10 protein-coding genes are annotated in these 16,901 nt (G+C 48.9%); 6 read left to right on the top strand and 4 right to left on the bottom strand.

Features of this window, described 5'->3' with window-relative positions; translation table 11 throughout:
* Nucleotides 1–162 precede the first annotated feature (162 nt).
* The 4 genes from OZ401_RS23930 to OZ401_RS23945 all read left to right on the top strand — a co-directional run bounded on the left by OZ401_RS23930 (nucleotide 163) and on the right by OZ401_RS23945 (nucleotide 7,701).
* Nucleotides 163–360, top strand: a complete 198-nt coding sequence (locus tag OZ401_RS23930; protein ID WP_341472127.1) for a hypothetical protein — start codon at nucleotides 163–165, stop codon at nucleotides 358–360.
* A 55-nt stretch (nucleotides 361–415) separates the two neighbouring features.
* Nucleotides 416–883, top strand: coding sequence for a hypothetical protein (locus tag OZ401_RS23935; RefSeq protein ID WP_341472128.1), 468 nt, complete (start codon nucleotides 416–418; stop codon nucleotides 881–883).
* 118 nt (nucleotides 884–1,001) lie between these two features.
* Nucleotides 1,002–5,474, top strand: coding sequence for an AAA-like domain-containing protein (locus tag OZ401_RS23940; RefSeq protein WP_341472129.1), 4,473 nt, complete (start codon nucleotides 1,002–1,004; stop codon nucleotides 5,472–5,474).
* Between the two features lie 10 nt (nucleotides 5,475–5,484).
* Nucleotides 5,485–7,701 (top strand): AAA-like domain-containing protein, encoded by a 2,217-nt coding sequence (locus OZ401_RS23945; protein ID WP_341471857.1) that lies wholly within the window; start codon nucleotides 5,485–5,487, stop codon nucleotides 7,699–7,701.
* Between the two features lie 584 nt (nucleotides 7,702–8,285).
* Here OZ401_RS23945 and OZ401_RS23950 read toward each other — a convergent pair.
* The 4 genes from OZ401_RS23950 to OZ401_RS23965 all read right to left on the bottom strand — a co-directional run bounded on the left by OZ401_RS23950 (nucleotide 8,286) and on the right by OZ401_RS23965 (nucleotide 11,537).
* A complete protein-coding gene (locus OZ401_RS23950; RefSeq protein ID WP_341471858.1) occupies nucleotides 8,286–9,572 on the bottom strand; it encodes a Y-family DNA polymerase in 1,287 nt (428 codons plus the stop codon).
* Nucleotides 9,573–9,685: 113 nt separating this feature from the next.
* Nucleotides 9,686–10,120 (bottom strand): LexA family protein, encoded by a 435-nt coding sequence (locus tag OZ401_RS23955; protein WP_341471859.1) that lies wholly within the window; start codon nucleotides 10,118–10,120, stop codon nucleotides 9,686–9,688.
* A 425-nt stretch (nucleotides 10,121–10,545) separates the two neighbouring features.
* Nucleotides 10,546–11,190: a hypothetical protein gene (locus OZ401_RS23960; RefSeq protein ID WP_341471860.1), complete on the bottom strand. Its 645-nt coding sequence runs from the start codon at nucleotides 11,188–11,190 to the stop codon at nucleotides 10,546–10,548.
* Nucleotides 11,187–11,537, bottom strand: coding sequence for a hypothetical protein (locus tag OZ401_RS23965; RefSeq protein WP_341471861.1), 351 nt, complete (start codon nucleotides 11,535–11,537; stop codon nucleotides 11,187–11,189). The genes OZ401_RS23960 and OZ401_RS23965 overlap by 4 nt, the downstream gene beginning before the upstream one ends.
* Before the next feature lie 1,930 nt (nucleotides 11,538–13,467).
* Between OZ401_RS23965 and OZ401_RS23970 the strand changes: the two genes are divergently transcribed.
* Both OZ401_RS23970 and OZ401_RS23975 read left to right on the top strand, forming a co-directional pair.
* Entirely contained in the window at nucleotides 13,468–13,668 is a 201-nt protein-coding gene (locus OZ401_RS23970) for a hypothetical protein (RefSeq protein WP_341471862.1), read from the top strand.
* Entirely contained in the window at nucleotides 13,665–16,688 is a 3,024-nt protein-coding gene (locus OZ401_RS23975) for a plasmid replication protein, CyRepA1 family (RefSeq protein ID WP_341471863.1), read from the top strand. Before OZ401_RS23970 ends, OZ401_RS23975 begins: the two co-directional genes overlap by 4 nt.
* The last annotated feature ends 213 nt before the right edge of the window (nucleotides 16,689–16,901 follow it).

Below are 16,901 nucleotides of genomic sequence, written 5' to 3' on the forward strand. Positions count from 1 at the left end.
CCTAATGACCGGTAGCTAAAACTAACTACTCCTAATCACTAACGCGATCACTAGAATTAGCGATGTAACTCCCCCTGATTCTTTCTAAACTACTATCAGTGGTAATTCACCCGAAACAAACAAATACAGCAATTAGTAATCAGACAGAAAAGGAGAAAAACAATGAACCCTTATTCACCTTATACCCTTGAAATGGCAAAACAGCACCAGGCTTCCTACCGGATGGAAGCAGCGCAGGATCGAATCGCCAGAGAATGTGTCCAAGAATCCAAGCAGGAAAAGAACGCGAATGAAAGCCCGCTTAGGAAAAGGCGCTGGTTCTTTGGAGTAGGTAACAAGTTGGCGCGACAGCCTAAATAAGCAGCCCCTTACAAACTATAACACTTAAATTAATCGATGAAAGGATGAACCCAAAATGTTTAAAGTAATTCTCAGCGCCTCTTTCTTTCTACTGGTGAGCTTACTGAACGGAGTTCACTCAGATAACAAATCTATAGCTAGCTTACAACAAATCTCAGCTCTTCCGGCAGGTAGCTATTCGGTTACAGTTACCCGACACGATGCCCACAATGATTACAACTCCGAAAACTATGCCGGAGAATGGGTCTTAAACCTAAACCGCGCAGAAGAATTTACCCTGACCCAATCCAATTCGTTAAAAGCCAGCGGGAAATATTCACTTACCGCCGATCAGCTAACCTTTGAAAGTAACGGAAATACCGGAAAGTTTAAATGGACATTTGACGGTAAGCAGCTAACCTTAAACCCGCTTGCAACTAATAATTTCGCCTTTGATTTCGCACTAACCCTTCGCCCCCTGAACTATCTGCCCGAAATATCCATTTCAAGGTCAGCCAATCACCGCAATGCCCTTGCTGCCTAACAAATAGTGAAAAGGAGTGGATATTATTCACTCCTTTTTTAAGTTTAGCTATTGAACTTTAAACCAATTTCCCAATATAATTGAACAAATGTAGCTGCTATACCCTTTGGAGAATAATATGCACCCCAGAAATATTTACACCGTCGGTGGCACCGTCGAAGCGGATAAACGCTTGTATGTAACCCGCAAGGCGGATGAAGAACTGCTGGAATTATGCCGTGCAGGTCAGTTTGCGTATATCCTCGCCCCCCGCCAGATCGGTAAATCCAGCCTAATGATGCGCACCTCCCAACGGCTTTCTGAGGAAAGGGTCAAAACGGTCATAATCGACCTGACCCAACTGGGTACACAGGTGACTGCCGAAGCTTGGTATCTGGGTCTGTTGGCGATTATCGAAGATCAGCTAATGCTGGACACCTCGGCGGTGCAGTGGTGGAAGGCGCATGCTGATTTGGGTATCACCCAACGCCTCACCCGTTTCTTTGAAGAAGTGCTGCTACGGGAAGTCGCTACCCCAATAGTAATCTTCGTAGATGAGATTGATACCACCCTCAGCCTGACCTTCACCGACGACTTTTTCGCCAGCCTTCGCTACTTCTATCAAGCCAGAGTGCGCTTGCCAGAGTTCCAGCGTCTGACCTTCGTGCTGGTGGGCGTAGCTACCCCCGGTGACCTAATCCGTGACCCCGCCCGTACCCCCTTTAACATCGGGCAGCGGTTGGATATGACCGACTTCAGCTTTGAAGAAGCGCTGCCCTTGGCGCAAGGTTTGAACGTACCGACCGATTCTGCCCCGGAGCTATTGCGCTGGATCCTGAAATGGACGGGAGGACACCCGTACCTGACTCAGCGGTTGTGCCGGGTTGTTACCGAACAACAGTGGGAAATAAATTGGACTGAGGCAAAGCTGGATGAACTGGTGACGAACACCTTCTTCGGGGAGAAGAGCGAACAGGACAACAACCTGCAATTTGTGCGAGATATGCTGACCAGACGTTCGGAGAATGCCGAAGAGGTGCTACTGACCTACCGAGAAATTCGGCAAGAGCGCAAGGTGGTGCTAGATCAGGAGCAATCCCTATCAAAGACCCAGTTGAAATTATCTGGGCTGGTAAAGCGGGAGGGGCGGGCGTTAAAGGTACGGAATAGTATTTATCGGACAGTGTTCGACGAGCGCTGGATAAAAGAACATCTGCCGATCAATTGGGCGAAGCGGTTGAGGCAGGCATTCCGGCTGATAGCCGCTTCGTTGGCATTGGCGTTGGTGCTGGGAGGGTTGGCAATCTACGCCTTTATCCAGCAAGGAGAGGCGAGTAAACAGGCGGATGAAGCCAATAACCAGCGCAATACCGCTGAAACCAGAAGGGTTGAGGCTGAAACAGCCCGAAACCAGTCGGATCGCTTACTGCGTGGGTCAGAAGCGCAAGCGCTGGCTTTTCGCTCTCAAACTCAGACCGACCCAGAACTGGCGCTATTATTGTCGATAGAAGCCGCCCAGCGTATTCAAGATGGCAAACTGGAAGATAGTGGAGGACAGGTGGAAGCGGCTTTGCGGCAAGCTCTGGCAAATTACACCCCGAATATTGCCCTGCGCAGCCCCGCTACCGTAACGAACAGCGCCTCATTCAGCCCGGATGGAAAGCGCCTGGTGGTAGTCGGAAATGACGGCTATGCCAGAGTGTACGAGGTCGGCGCTAACAAAGAAGTTATGGCTTTAGGCGGGAAGTTCGGTGCGGTAAACATTGCCGTATTTAGCCCTGATAGTAGTATGATCGCTACCGCCGATGCCGAAGGCAATACCATCTTTTATGAAGCGGGCAGCGGGAAGCAGTTGGGCGACGTAATAACTTGCCAATGCTCTTTCAGCCAGATGGCTTTTAGCCCCGATGGCAAAATGCTGGCGGAGGGACCGGGTAATCGCGCCGTTCGAATACTCGACCCTATTGGCGGAAAAGTGTTATGGGAACAGTTTGATGAAGCTAGTATCTACAACCCGGTGTTCAGCCCGAACGGAAAATGGTTGGCTGTAGCAGGCGGAAGCCTTTTATATCTGTGGGATCTTACCAGTGGCACTATCCCCCCGAAAGAACCTTACCATATAAGAACAGGGTTTAAGAGCATAGCCATAACAAGCACAATTTTCAGCCCGGATAGCCGCTGGCTGATTCTAACCAGCACAGATTTTACTGCTAAAATCCTAGATACCACCACCGGAAAGTATGTCGCTACCCTAAAACATAATGGCTTTGTGAATAATGCCGTATTTACCCCGGATGGAAAACAGGTTTTAACCGCCAGCAGCGATAAAACCGTTAAAGTGTGGGAGACCGAAAGCGGCAAAGAACTGCTTACCTTTCAGAACCATACCTCAGCAATTGAGGATGTGATTCTAAGTCCGGATGAAAAACTGGCAGTTAGCGCCGGGGATGATGCGACCATCCGGGTGTGGGATTATGTTAGCGGTAAGGAGGTGACGGTGTTAAAAGGGCACGCCGGAACGGTAGCGGGGGCGCCAAATCATGGGGGTTTTAGTTTTAGCCCAGACGGGAAATGGCTGGCTTCCACCAGCAGCGATGGCACTGCCCGATTGTGGGACTGGCAGGCACTTTCACAGAAACGCTTGATCTTAAACCCCAATACCGATCGTTTATTAAGCGCCAGTTATAGCCCGGATGGTAAAACCGTATTTACGGTAGCAAATAATAACCCACCCCGTTTGTTCGATAGCGCCACCGGCAAACAACTTCTAACCCTTCAAGGATTTTTAACCCATAGTTTCCTAACGCTCCAGTTCTACCCCTCTGCACTCAGTCCGGATGGCAAATTGGCTGTTACTTCAGAAGGTTTTAACGACCATTCGACAAGGATTTGGGATATTTCAACCGGGAAAGAACTGGGTTTTCTGGACGGCGCTGCTTACACCGATTATGCGCTTACCAAGAATGGCCTTATTTACGCGGCTGTAAGGAAAGACCTGACAATTGAAATTCGGGATATGGAAAAAGATTCGATATTGCAGGGGGGCTTGAAAGGGCATCAGGCTGAAATAACCGGAATGGCTTTCAGCCCCGATTATAAGCTTTTGGGTTCAGCCAGCAAGGATCAAACCGCACGCATTTGGGAAGTGGCTACGGGCAAAGAGGTGGCGGTTTTGAAAGGGCATAGCGGGGCAGTCACGGGAATTGAGTTCAGTCCCGATGGAAAATATGTGGTCACCGCCGGAGAGGATAAAACCCTACGTCTGTGGGATACAACAAACTGGCAAGAAGTGCGGGTTATCCGGGGACATACGGCTGAGATCAGCAGTGTAGCCTTCAGCCCGGACAGTCAGACCGTTATTTCAGGAAGCGCCGACAAAACAGCGCGAATTTGGGAAGTAGCAAGCGGCAAAGAACTGTTGGTACTCAGTGGTCACACCGGGGGGATAACCAGTCTTGCGGTAAGCGAGGATGGCAAACGGATTGCCACTGCCAGCGAGGATGGCACTGCCAGAGTGTGGGATGCCGCCAGTGGTACAGAACAAATGGCGCTGAGGGGGCATAGCGGAGCAGTTACCGCCGTATTTTTCAAGCCGGACGGGAGCAGGATTTATACCGGAGGGTTAGACAAAACCCTTCGATTGTGGGACAGCGCCAGTGGTAAGGAAATGAAAGTAACCACCGGCTTTACCAAACCCATCAAGCGTCTCTATACCTGTGCAGCTTTTAAGGCTATTCTGAAATTAAACACACCCATTGATCAAGCTGAGGACCCGGTCTGGGTGGTAAGCGATGAGGTATGGCGAAGTTTCGATTTGTACTATGGCTATGGTTATGGCTATGTTCCCTTTGTCCCAACCTATATCGGCGCAATTTTCAGCCCGGACAGTAAACTGATTGCCACCGGAGGGAGTGATGGGGTAGTGAGATTGTGGGATAGCGCTACCGGAAAGTTGGTGCGTACCCTAGAAGGGCATACAAATCTAGTGGGTATGTCCGGAAATGACGGCTTTAGCCCCGATGGGCAGCGACTTGTAACGGGAAGTTATGATAAAACCGCCATCATCTGGGAAGTAGCTAGCGGCAAACAACTGGTTACCTTGCAGGGACATGCTGATGTCGTCACCCTCGCTGCCTTCAGCCCAAATGGGAAGTTGGTAGTCACCTCTAGCGCAGATAATACCGCCCGTATTTGGGATGCCAGCAGTGGCAAGCAGCTTCAAATTCTGAAAGGTCATACCGCCCCGTTATACACCGCCCGTTTCAGCCCTGACAGCAAGTTTATAATCACCGCCAGCATAGATGCCACCGCCCGCATCTGGGATACAACTTCAGGAAAAGAGTTGGCAGTATTGTTGGGACACAGTGGACCGATAAGAGATGCCAGCTTCAGCCCGGATGGGAAAAACATCCTAACTGCCAGCGAAGATTCTACGGTCATTATCCGACCTTGCGAAATTTGCAGCCCTTTTACCCAAGTGCTGGAACAGGCTAAAAAGACCGTCACTCGTTCCCTCACCCCCGATGAAAAAAACCAATTCGGGATAACGACTGCCGCTGTTTTACCGCTCAACCCAGTATCCCGCTGGAGTAGAAAACAAGAAAGAGCTTGAGGGGAAGAATATGAGCCAGCAATTTCAAACCGGCGCTATAATCGCCGGAAAATATCGGATCGAGGGTGAAATCGGCAGTGGCGGGCTTGGCTCGGTCTATCTCGCCACCGACCTCAAACTCAAAAGAGCGGTAGCCATCAAAACCTTGCGCCATAACCGCGCTAACTTTAGCCAGCAACTCCCTGGCACTTTCGAGGAATACTTGGCACGCTTTGAGCGAGAAGCCGCTATCAGCAGTTACTTTACCGCCAACCCCAATATTATTACCGTCTTTGGGCTAGAGCAAGACGAAGCCCAACACTATTACCTGCTTATGGAATACTTTGAAGGCGGCTCCCTCTCCGACCTGCTCAAAAAAGAGGGCAAGCTTTCAATTGAAAGAGCCTGTGCTATCACCCTCGACCTCTGCCGGGCTTTAGCCGAGATCCATCGCCACCCTGCCGACATAGTCCATCGCGACCTCAAACCCGCCAATGTTTTACTCAGAGCCAACGGGCAGGCGGTTATTGCCGATTTCGGGGTTGCTCAAATCGGACATGAGAGCAAGCGAGAATCCGATATAGTTGCGCCTCATCCCGGTTCTCAACCCTACATGTCCCCCGAACAGCGAGGCAGCAGTGGCTACCTTACCCCTGCCTCCGACCTCTACTCGCTCGGCTTGCTGCTCTATGAAATGCTGGTGGGCAAATTGTACAGCAAAATCAAAAAGCTACCCCCCAGCCAGCTAACCCCTGCCATTCCTATTTGGCTGGACAGCCTGCTCACCAAACTGCTGGATAATGAACCTGAAAAACGCTACCAACAAGCCGAAGAGGTGCTTTCAGAACTACAAAAGGGACTGGACAGGCTCAAAAGCGAGGAAGAAACTGCCGAAACTACCCCCTTGCCAGGAATAGCAAAGAAAGCCGATACGCCCCTCCACGCTGAACCCTACTCTGAGCCGGTACCGTTGGCGCAACTTTTGCCCTTAGAAAAGCCGGAAGGCACTATGAGTACCCAATCCCACTTCTATATTGAGCGCCAATCCGACCCCATCGCGCTTGAGACCATCCGGCAGCAGGGGGTCACCATCACCATCAAAGCCCCTCGCCAAATGGGTAAAAGCTCGCTGCTGCTCAGAGTGAGGGAGGAAGCCCTTAAACAGAAAAAACAGGTGGCACTACTGGATTTTCAACTTATCGACAAACCGGCTCTCACCAACCCTGACCTCTTCTTTCGCCAGTTCTGCGACTGGCTCACCGATGAACTGGAGCTTGCCAGCAAAGTAACCGAATACTGGGAAACTCCCTTGGGCAACAGCCAGCGCACCACCCGCTACATGCAGCGTTACCTGCTCAAAACCATCGAGGGACCGCTGGTGCTGGCGATGGACGAAGTGGATCGCATCTTTGACACCCCCTTCCGCTCCGACTTTTTTGGAATGCTCAGGAGTTGGCACAACAGTCGGCAGAGCCAATCGCTGTGGCAGCAACTCGACCTGGTGCTGGTCACCTCCACCGAACCGTACCAATTGATCGAAGACCTAAACCAATCGCCTTTTAACGTGGGGGAGGTGATTGAACTGGCGGATTTCAGTGGGGAGCAAGTTGCCGAACTGAACCGACGCTACCAAGCGCCCCTTTCCCCCGAAGAACTGGCTAAACTGATAACTTTGCTGGGAGGGCATCCTTACTTGGTAAGGCGGGGGTTGTATCTGGTAGCCAGCGGCAGGATTACGGCGCAGGAGTTATTCAGCCGGGCTACCCAAGAACAGGGACCCTTTGGCGACCATCTCCGAAACCACCTTTTCCGCTTGTATGAGCGGGAGGAACTGGTGGAAGGAATGCGGCAGGTGTTGCAAAAGCAGCAGTGCCCGGACGAGCGGGTATATTTCAGGTTGAGAGGGGCGGGCTTGGTGAAGCGGGAGGGACGGCTGGTAGTACCACGCTGCCAACTCTATAGCGAGTATTTCAGGGCAGTAGCGCTGGAGCAGGGACAAATATCGGCAAGTCCGCTAGCCTCAGAAATAGGGTCAAATTCAGCGAAAGCGCCTTTGGCGGGGTTGAGCGAACGGGAACTGGAAGTGCTGAAACTGGTAGTGGAGGGAATGACCAACGCGCAGATAGCGGAAAAGCTGGTATTGAGCATCCACACGGTGAACTCGCACGTCAGCTCGATCTATGGGAAGTTGGAAGTGACCTCCCGCACCGAGGCAGCGCGTTACGCCATCCAGCACAAGCTGGTATAGCGCTCAGAGCAGCTCACCCCAATCTTTGAATTTGGGCTTAACCGCTAAACATTAATTCACCCGACTACTATTTACACGATTTGTGATCTTATTAACTAATAAAATAAGGTGAAAACCTCTTGACAAACAGAGCTCATTTCAGTACAATGGTTCTACATGGCAAGGCATGGCGGGGCAAGGTATGGTATGGCATGGTATGGCTTTTCAGAAGATTGCCCAAGCTCACCTATCAGTAGATAGGACGCTTCTCTTTTGAAAAGATTACCGGATGGGCGCTTCCCTCACAAAGGGTTATATCCCTAGTACGGTTTTGGAAAAAGTCGGGCTAATCCCCGGCTTTTTCTAATTCTCCGATATATTTTCTTTTCAGAACACCTGATCCAAAACTAAAAAGGAACAGCCGAGTTTACCCAACTGTCCTTCTCCTCTACCCGTTGGTAGCATCGGTCATCCAAGTTCGACCTTGGTGTAGGTATCCCACAAGCTATGCGGTAAAAAGCGAGCAGTTGCATTCAAAACCCTGAATTATTACCCCAATATTGGGTCTTCAGTATTGGCAGTCTGGTTTAATCATAGCGTGCACCTCAAGTAAGCGCCCAGGCTGTGGGCAAATCCTCCCAACTGGTGGTGTAAGGCGGAGAAACCCGCCCCCGCTTCATTTGCCATTCCTGCCCTATCCCGGCAGACCCCAGCCGTAGCGTATTCCGCCCGTAACGCCGGTTCAGGCTATCCACCGTCTCCATCAACCGTCCCTGCTGCTCGATTTGCCCCACCCCTTCCCCGAAATAGCTCAACTGCACCCCCTGCTGCGACAAACCCGTCACCAGCACCCCCGCTTTGTGGTAGCGATACCCCGCCCTATAAATCTTTTCCAGCCCTATGCAAGCATAATGCGTCAGCGCAGGCGTATAATTGGTGGGTTGTGGCAACGGCAGCGTAATATGCCCGGCGTATTGTGGCTCATCCACTCGAAAAGGGCTGGTGCGCACAAACACCTGCAACACGCTTGCCGCCGACCCCTGCCGCCGCAACTTCTCCCCTAACCTTGCCGTGTAGCTTGAAACCGCCTCCTTTAATTCCCCCACACTCTCCACCGCTTGCCCGAATGAGCGCGACGACACCAGCGCTTTCTTGGGCGACACCGCCAATTCCAGCGGAATACACCCCACCCCTCGCAACTCCAACACGGTGCGCGCTGCCAACACCGAAAGCTGCTTTCCCACCCAGCGTTCCGGCGCATACTTCAGGTCAAATGCGCTGCAATAGCCGTAATGACGCAACAAGGTTGCCCACTGGCTGCCAACACCCCAAATATCCTCCACCTCCGTTGCTGCCAGCAACTTATCCAACTCCTCCTCGCCCCACTCCGAAATATCCAGCACGCCCTCGAACCAAGGATCTTTCTTAGCGCGTTCGTTGGCAAGCTTCGCCAGCGTTTTGGTACGAGCTACCCCCACACTCACCGGAATCCCGGTACAGCGTTTCACTTGTGCCCGCACCTCTCGGCAAAAGTCCAGCCGTTGTGCTGCCGACATCTCCGGCAAACGCATAAAAGCCTCATCAATCGAATAAATCTCAAGCTCGGTTCCAAAGCCTTGCAGCGTCTCCATCACCCGCGCCGACATATCGGCGTAGCACGTGTAATTCGAGGAAAATACTGCCACCCCCTGCTCCTCCAAAAACGCCTTGCGCTTGAAATAGGGTTCGCCCATTTTCAAACCCAACTTCTTGGCTTCGTTCGAGCGTGCCACGATATTGCCATCGTTATTTGACAACACCACCACCGGCTTACCTTCCAGGCGGGGCTGAAATACTCGCTCTGCCGAAACATAGAAATTGTTGCAATCCACCAACGCCAGCGCCGGATTCATATCTCACTTCCTCCATTTTTAGAGACCGCAAAGTAAAGATAAGTAAACTCCGTATAAAACCCATTTCCAGCCTCTTAACTTAACGCTTAACGGAAAGGTTTGCAGCACTCCCCCTACAAATCGTGCACTACCGCCGTAACCACCCCCCAAATTTCCAGCGTCATCTCGCCCGTGACCACCAGCGGGGGGAATAGGGCATTCTCCGCCTCCAGCACATAACCCCCCTGCCGTTTCCGCAAGCGCTTGACCGTAAACTCGCCGTCCAGCACTGCTACCACCACGCTGCCATCACGGGGCTTGAGTGAGCGATCCACCACCAGCACATCGTGGGGATGAATCCCCGCCCCCAGCATGGACTCGCCGCTCACCCGCATAAAAAAAGTAGCGGCGGGATTTTTAATCAAGAGGCGGTTCAAATCCAGCAGGGTATCGACATAATCTTCGGCTGGACTGGGAAACCCCGCCGCTACTGCCGAGAGAAACAAGGGTAAACCCGCAAATTCAGGCAAGCGCCTTGCGCCAAAAGTCTCTGCAGCCGTGCCGCGCATACAATACACCTCCCTTAAATAAAAGCCTGACCCCTACAAACGCCCATCGTAAAGGTGCGGTGAGAAGGGGCGCGGATAACGACACCTAGTAAGAGAACTCTTAACCGTTACATACCGTCACATACCTGATGTAGCTGCCCTTTTAGCCCCAACAGCTACACGAACACATGTGCTATTACTGACATCATCATACCGACTTGTACCGCACCTTCAAATTCCAAAGCTACAAAAATGTAGCATTTAGCCCAATCGTGCAGGAAATAGTACGAATGTACTATTAATTGGTTAAATTAGGTTAAGAAACAGCTCCTTATCCGGCAAAACTTAAAATAAGATTAATAAAAAGAGCGGTTCACGCTCCTCCCGAAATGGAGAGTAAACCGCTCCTATCGCGCTAAATCGATAAACTCGTCACCCCACTTCAATTACAGGAGGAGTGGGTCAATAAAGACCGGCGCCCTTCGCTCCATCTCAGCCTTTTGAAACCCACTATCCGTTGGCATTTCGGTTTTGCCGACTTCAGGGCGGTTGAACAATATCCCATTGTATAGCTTACTTAACATAACATAAGTACTGCCAAAACTTTCCAGCTCTTCTGGGCTTGCCGGCGGTTCTTCCAGGAGTCGTCGGAGAGGGTTGAATCCAACCACACCCCTGAAATCCACTCTCCCAAAACTCTCCCCCACAGCCTCACCTCTAGCCTGTTTGTTCCGGTCAGCACTCTCTTGCAACTGAGCAGCCCAATAGTAACCCTGCGACAACGACACCACCGGTTTAGATAAATCTGCCGCCATCACCACCGATCGCAAACCCAAAGCGGACAACCGCACATCCCGCTGCCAGTGCCTTTTATGCCCCAGCGCGCCCACCCGTTCCTTGATATGCCAAAAATGGAAGCTTGGCTCGACCAGACAATTTCGGCAGTCTCGCTCAGCTTTTTTGATCACACTCCAGAAGTCACCAAAGCTGGAGTAATCCAGCAGCGGGGCTACCTCCCTGGCGTACCAGAACTCGCCCCCCCAGGGGTTTACCCGCCTGATACCGGCGAAGGGATGATTCTTTGCTATCATTGTGCCGCCCTCCCTTCATCAATCGTAGCAAGTCCCGTCCCCTCGCCATGGCGGCGCTGTGCTGCCCCCTCCAAAACCTGCCGAAATCCTGTTACGGTTCCGTAAAATAGTTCCTGAAAGCGAGGTTCACCGTTGAAAATAACCTTGAGCTCGTCAGCCAATTGCCGAAACAGCTTATTAGAGGAGGCTGCTTCAAGTAACCACGCAAACGAATCATCGGCAGGCTGGTGAACGCTATCCGACTGTAGCTCTTCGATGGCGCTAATCAGGTTCTCTTCGTGGCTCTCGGCTGCGGATCTAAAAACATTACCCGGTATGGAGATCGGTTCTGGGATTTTGTCAGGCATAGGATTCACTCCTTAGTAAAGATAAACGATAGTGAAATAAATCACAACTGGGTTTGATATTAAGAAGAAGGCAGGGAACCCACCCTCCGAATGGCAGCGCCGGCAGGAACTAGCATGCAGAGGGTCGGCTCACAAAACTGGCAGAAACAGAAAAAGTAGCTGTGATCCCAGGATAGCGAAAGTCACGAGAAAATACACCTTAGCCACAAAAGCTGAGGAGCTCACTCAGAGACTTGTACTATTTTTAGGATAGCTGTCGAGGAAGGGGGATTATGTTCCGCACTTTACGAAACATGTGGTAAAATTTCCGACAGTCCTATCCTGGTCTGATCAGGACGGGATCAGTGGTGTGCCGATGGTGCAAACATCTGCGCGCCACGCGCTAATTTGTTCTATATTCTGCGCTATTTTAATTTATCATTTAGGAATACGCCTGTCAAGAGTTTGATTGCCACTAAACATGGATTGCTTCCAACTCAGCTATATTACGCCAGAGTGCTACACCCACAAAACTCGCTCTCAAAAAAATTGCTGCGCGCTGGACGGTCATGTCCCACGCGAATTTTGAGGGAGGCTACCCGCAAATCTGGGAGGGTAGGGTCTGCGCAGGCGCATCATAAAAAGCACTTGGGGGGGTCGCAGGTCGCCTTGGTTAAACATCCCGAAAGCGCCACCAACTCTATGGGAGCGGTTTTTTGAGATTCCCAGTTGTAATTACCGTTGATCATTTTCTAAAAATCCCCATTGCTTTTTCCCCAAGGCGGAAATTGACCACACCTTTGACCTGTTAAAATAAAGCAAATCCAACCCACTATCCCGTAACAAGCTAATAGTACGCTAGTCTCTAAAAACCGGAACTTAGTTATTCACAATCCAGAGACTCGCACTTCTCAATTAGCTGATACTAATGAAAGCAAGCTCAGCCCGTTCGCCTCACTTTTCGTTTTCTTGGAAAAGTCATAAAGATATCAGAAAAGTACCGTGATGTTATTGTGGGAAAGGAATGCGGCTAATTAACGTTTGCTATATGCCTATCATAGCCTTAATATCCAAATATGTGTATAAGTCACCAGGGCTTTTCAGTGTTTAACAATTTGAGCTTGCTACCAGTTCTGAAACTTTACAGTTTAGCAAGAGGCTGAAGTTCACCAATTGTAAAAAATATTATTCTCTGAAAAGCCCTGATAAGTCACAGAAAATGCTTGCATTTCGGGTTTATGTTCTGTAAAATATTTCCAAAGATTAGCTGAGTTGCTATTAGTAGCTCACCTAGCACCATATAAAAGGATGTAAAGTATATGGTTTGGAAGCTCTGCAACCAGATAAGCGTGTACTATTTATTAGACACGTAGCGGGGTATGGCGAGAAATAAAAGAATAGTTCGTAAAACTGCCGTCAATGCACTGATGTGGGTCTGGACATATCAAAAACGATTTGATGTGTCTGAGTTTTACGCATAATTGTAGGAACCAGACAAGCGATAGTCTGGTTTTTTTGTTTTTATATTTTGTAGGAGTTTAATAACATAAAATTGTTCTGGAATCGAGACCGGTATTACTGACCAGAGTAATACCGGTTCATGGAACGGATACCGAGCAAGCGGGAGCTATACTCAGGATTACACAGCACTTAAAAAAGATGTGCTTGTTCCCTTTGTATAGGGTACCATGTTGTAGCCCAATACTACAAGAGTCTAACAGACATGTTAGATAACCTATTATCTGTAAATCCGTTCCATTTGTCCTATTTTAAGCAAAAAGGTCCCGGCTGTGGGATTTTGCTAAACATCACCGCGCGGGTGAATAACGAATGCGGAACTTACAGAATAATTATACCATTACTCAAATCTTGAGTAAATACTTCTCCCACTGTAGGAACCGCTTAAAACCAGTAGAGTTTAATTAACTATTAGTTTTAAGAGAGATTCTAAATGATACCAAAAAACTATAACCCCCTAGCACACTGTGCGCGCAAGGGCGCAATTTACATCCAGCACCAGGAAATGGTTGGACTGTTTCGATTTATACGAAACGCTCAGACCAGAGAACCGGAAGAAACCAATCTGATAACTCCTTGGCATTTACTTCTGAAAACTGAAAAGCTGGGCGTGCTTGTGGGGAGGCATAAATGAAAATTCCAACCACAATTAAGCTAAGTGTGTGCAAAACCATTATAGCCGCGCCGGGTGATAAACCTGACTTTGGTGATTCTTCAAAGAAATGGAATGAGCTAACCAGGAAGCAACAAGATACCCGTAATCAGCTCACTTTCCACTTTGAGAATGTTGAACTAACCCTTAAGCAAGTAGAGAACTACATCAACGCCGGCTACACCCTGTCAACCCAACACACCGGGGGCGAGCAGTGCAGTAAGAAAGTAAATAAAGATGGTTCCCCGCACAAGTGCAAAATGCATCGGCTTCAGAATAACTTTGTTTGCGGTCAAATTATTCAAATCGACTTCGACCACGCTGCAAATGAAGCTGAAATACTAAATCACCAACTTATTAAGTTAAATGCTGCAATCGTTTACCGGACACCCTCCTATAAGCCAGATAACCCACGCTTACGGGCGCTATTTGTGCTAGAAACACCTATTACCAATAAAGACTATTGGCGTGAGGCTGTTACCGCGCTTATGTTTGCTTTCGGGCAAGCTGCCGACCAAGCATGCAAAGATGCCGTAAGACTTTTTTACGGGTGCAAAGGAGGAGTTATCGAAACTAAGTCGGTAATTTTGCAGGACAAGGAACTCACCAAACTGATAGGGCAATGGGAAAAAGCCAAACCCGGTGAAGCGGCAATAGCCCGCATCAGAGCTTCCAGCGCGGCAGACTACCCTCAAGCTAGCGCCCGTTCTGATAATACACCCTCGACTCATTACGGAATTGAAGTGCTAAGCCATACTTTCAATCAATTGGTAGAAGTTCGAAAAGACTATTGGCACACCCTTAACGGGGTGTGTTATCTGATTGGACGATTAGTTGGAGGGGGTGAAATCAATTACAACGAGGCTCGCGCCGCCTTACGCGACGCAGTAGCGAATTGGCCTGAAGGAAAGTTGGGGGAAGATCACACTCACCGCACTATAGATACCGCGCTGAATGATGGGGAGGCACATCCCTATTATGTGCCTGAATTATTGGATATGCCAGCCTTGCGCCGGGATAAAATCATCAATGAGCGCTATTTGCCTGATATTACACCCACTAAGAAAGTTACCCTGATAAAAAGCCCTAAAAATACCGGCAAAACTGAGATGATCGGGCGCTTAATCCGAGGCGCTGCTGCTGAGACTTCATTTCTTGCCCTTGGACACCGACAATTACTACTAAAGCAGGTAGCGAAACGGTGGGGACTGGTTAATTATCAGGATTTTAAGAGTAATAAGGATGATAGATACGATGTGGATAAACGCGGCTTGAGTGAACAAAGGCGGCTTGCTATCTGCGTCGATTCGCTTATTCACCTTCTAAAGGCTGCTGAAAGTGATTTTATCCTACTAGATGAAATTGAGCAGATTCTTAGACACTTTGCCGGGAATACCATCAAGAATAATCGTAAGCAGGTTTTTGAAATGTTTTGTGCCCTTCTTAAAAAGGCTGAGCACATAATCTGCCTTGATTCCGACCTCAGTCCGATTACTTTTGAATTTTTTTCACAGTTGTTTGGCGTCGAAAACATCGAAGTTATCGAGAATAGATACGTACACACTGATGCCGCGCCGATAGTACGTTATCCTGATCGACCAAGTATAGAGGCTGCTCTGTTGGAGTCTATCAAGCTGGGTAAATATTGTTATGTAGCCACAAACAGCAGAACAGAAGCTGATTATATGGTGCTGATGATATCTGAAAAACTGGATAAGAAGCCTGTAGTTCTAAAAGTTACATCGTTGGAAAGTAGTGACGAATCCACCCGTAATATTCTAAAAGACCCCGCTAAGAACTTGCTCATGTATAATGTGCTAATAGCCTCGCCCAGCTTAGGCACTGGCATAGACTTTAACTTTGAACACTTTGAAGAAACCTTTGTACTCGGTTCATGGGGTAGCACAAATCATAAAGACTTGTTGCAACATGCCGCGCGTAATCGCAAGGCTAAGGTTATAAAATGCTGGATACAACCGGGTAAGCGCTACACACCAACTGACTGTAAGGTTATCGAGAAAGGACTAGTTACCAAAGCTTTAGCAGCCTATGGAAAGAGCGAAATATTCCAGATGTTTACCAGTGGCGTATTAAATAGCGAGCAAGAGCTGGCTTTTATCAAGCTGTTGACGAACATTTGGGTAGCCGAAAATGCCAGCCACAATAACCTTGAGGCTAATTTTTATAATCAGGCTGAAAAAGAAGGTCATAAAATCAGCGATGCCCTCCCGCACCCTGAAAGGGAGGACGTAAAAAAATTGCGCCAACAGGTTAAGAAAGGAATTAAGGTAGAGCAATTAACCGCAATTCTTAAGGCAGAAGATATGACGGACGAAGAAGCTCGTAAGCTGAAGAACAAAAACTACAAAACAATGTCTGACTGGGCTAAAGCTAATCGCTACAGAATACAGCAGTTTTATAAAGCTGAAGTTACAGCCGAATTGGTGGAACTGGACAATAAGGGAAAATTCATGTCCGCGCTTGTCAATTATATGATGCTGACCAGGCGTTATGATCCTCAAAAGCGTGGTCAAACAGAGCTCGATGATCCTCAAAAGCTTATTACTGATTGGAAAGCTTATACTGCCGCAAATAAGACGCGGGGCGATGTGCTGGCCGCTGCTGGGCTAGTCAACTCAGCAAAATGGACGCAAGATGTGATCGAATTTGATATCGCCGTCGTTTTATCCACTGAAGAACTAGCAAAGGGTAAGTTTGTGGACTGGTGTTTTGCTCACAAAGCCGAAATTACGCACAATTTGGAGATAATCCTGAAGGCAGATTTTGCAAAAAAACCGATTGAATTGCTCTCTCGGGTATTGCAACAGGTTGGATTGAACTTCACTTTAACGCGCCTCGGACCAAGAGGTAACCAGACTAACTACTACCGAATAAACCAAGAACGATTGCAAACGATTGAGAAATTGGCAATTCATAAAGCTACGATTATAACTGTAGATTTTGCCCAAAGTGCGGAATTCGCGACCGCTGTCAATTGGTAGCTGACACTTTTATATATATGTATATATATAAAGTGTTGACTACACAACAAGCTCAGCTCCTTGGAGTAGGTCTGGCTCTTTTCATCCAAACGGAGTGGGGGCGCAAAAGTGGCGAATCGAGCAAGAGAGCGAAAGGGAGTGAAAAATGATGGTTTTTGATATGAAAATGGAGAAAAATGGGGTGAAAATGAGGTTTTGCATTAACGGCGTGTG

Origin of the sequence: Candidatus Chlorohelix allophototropha, assembly GCF_030389965.1 — a bacterium.
Classification (GTDB): Bacteria; Chloroflexota; Chloroflexia; order Chloroheliales; family Chloroheliaceae; genus Chlorohelix; species Chlorohelix allophototropha.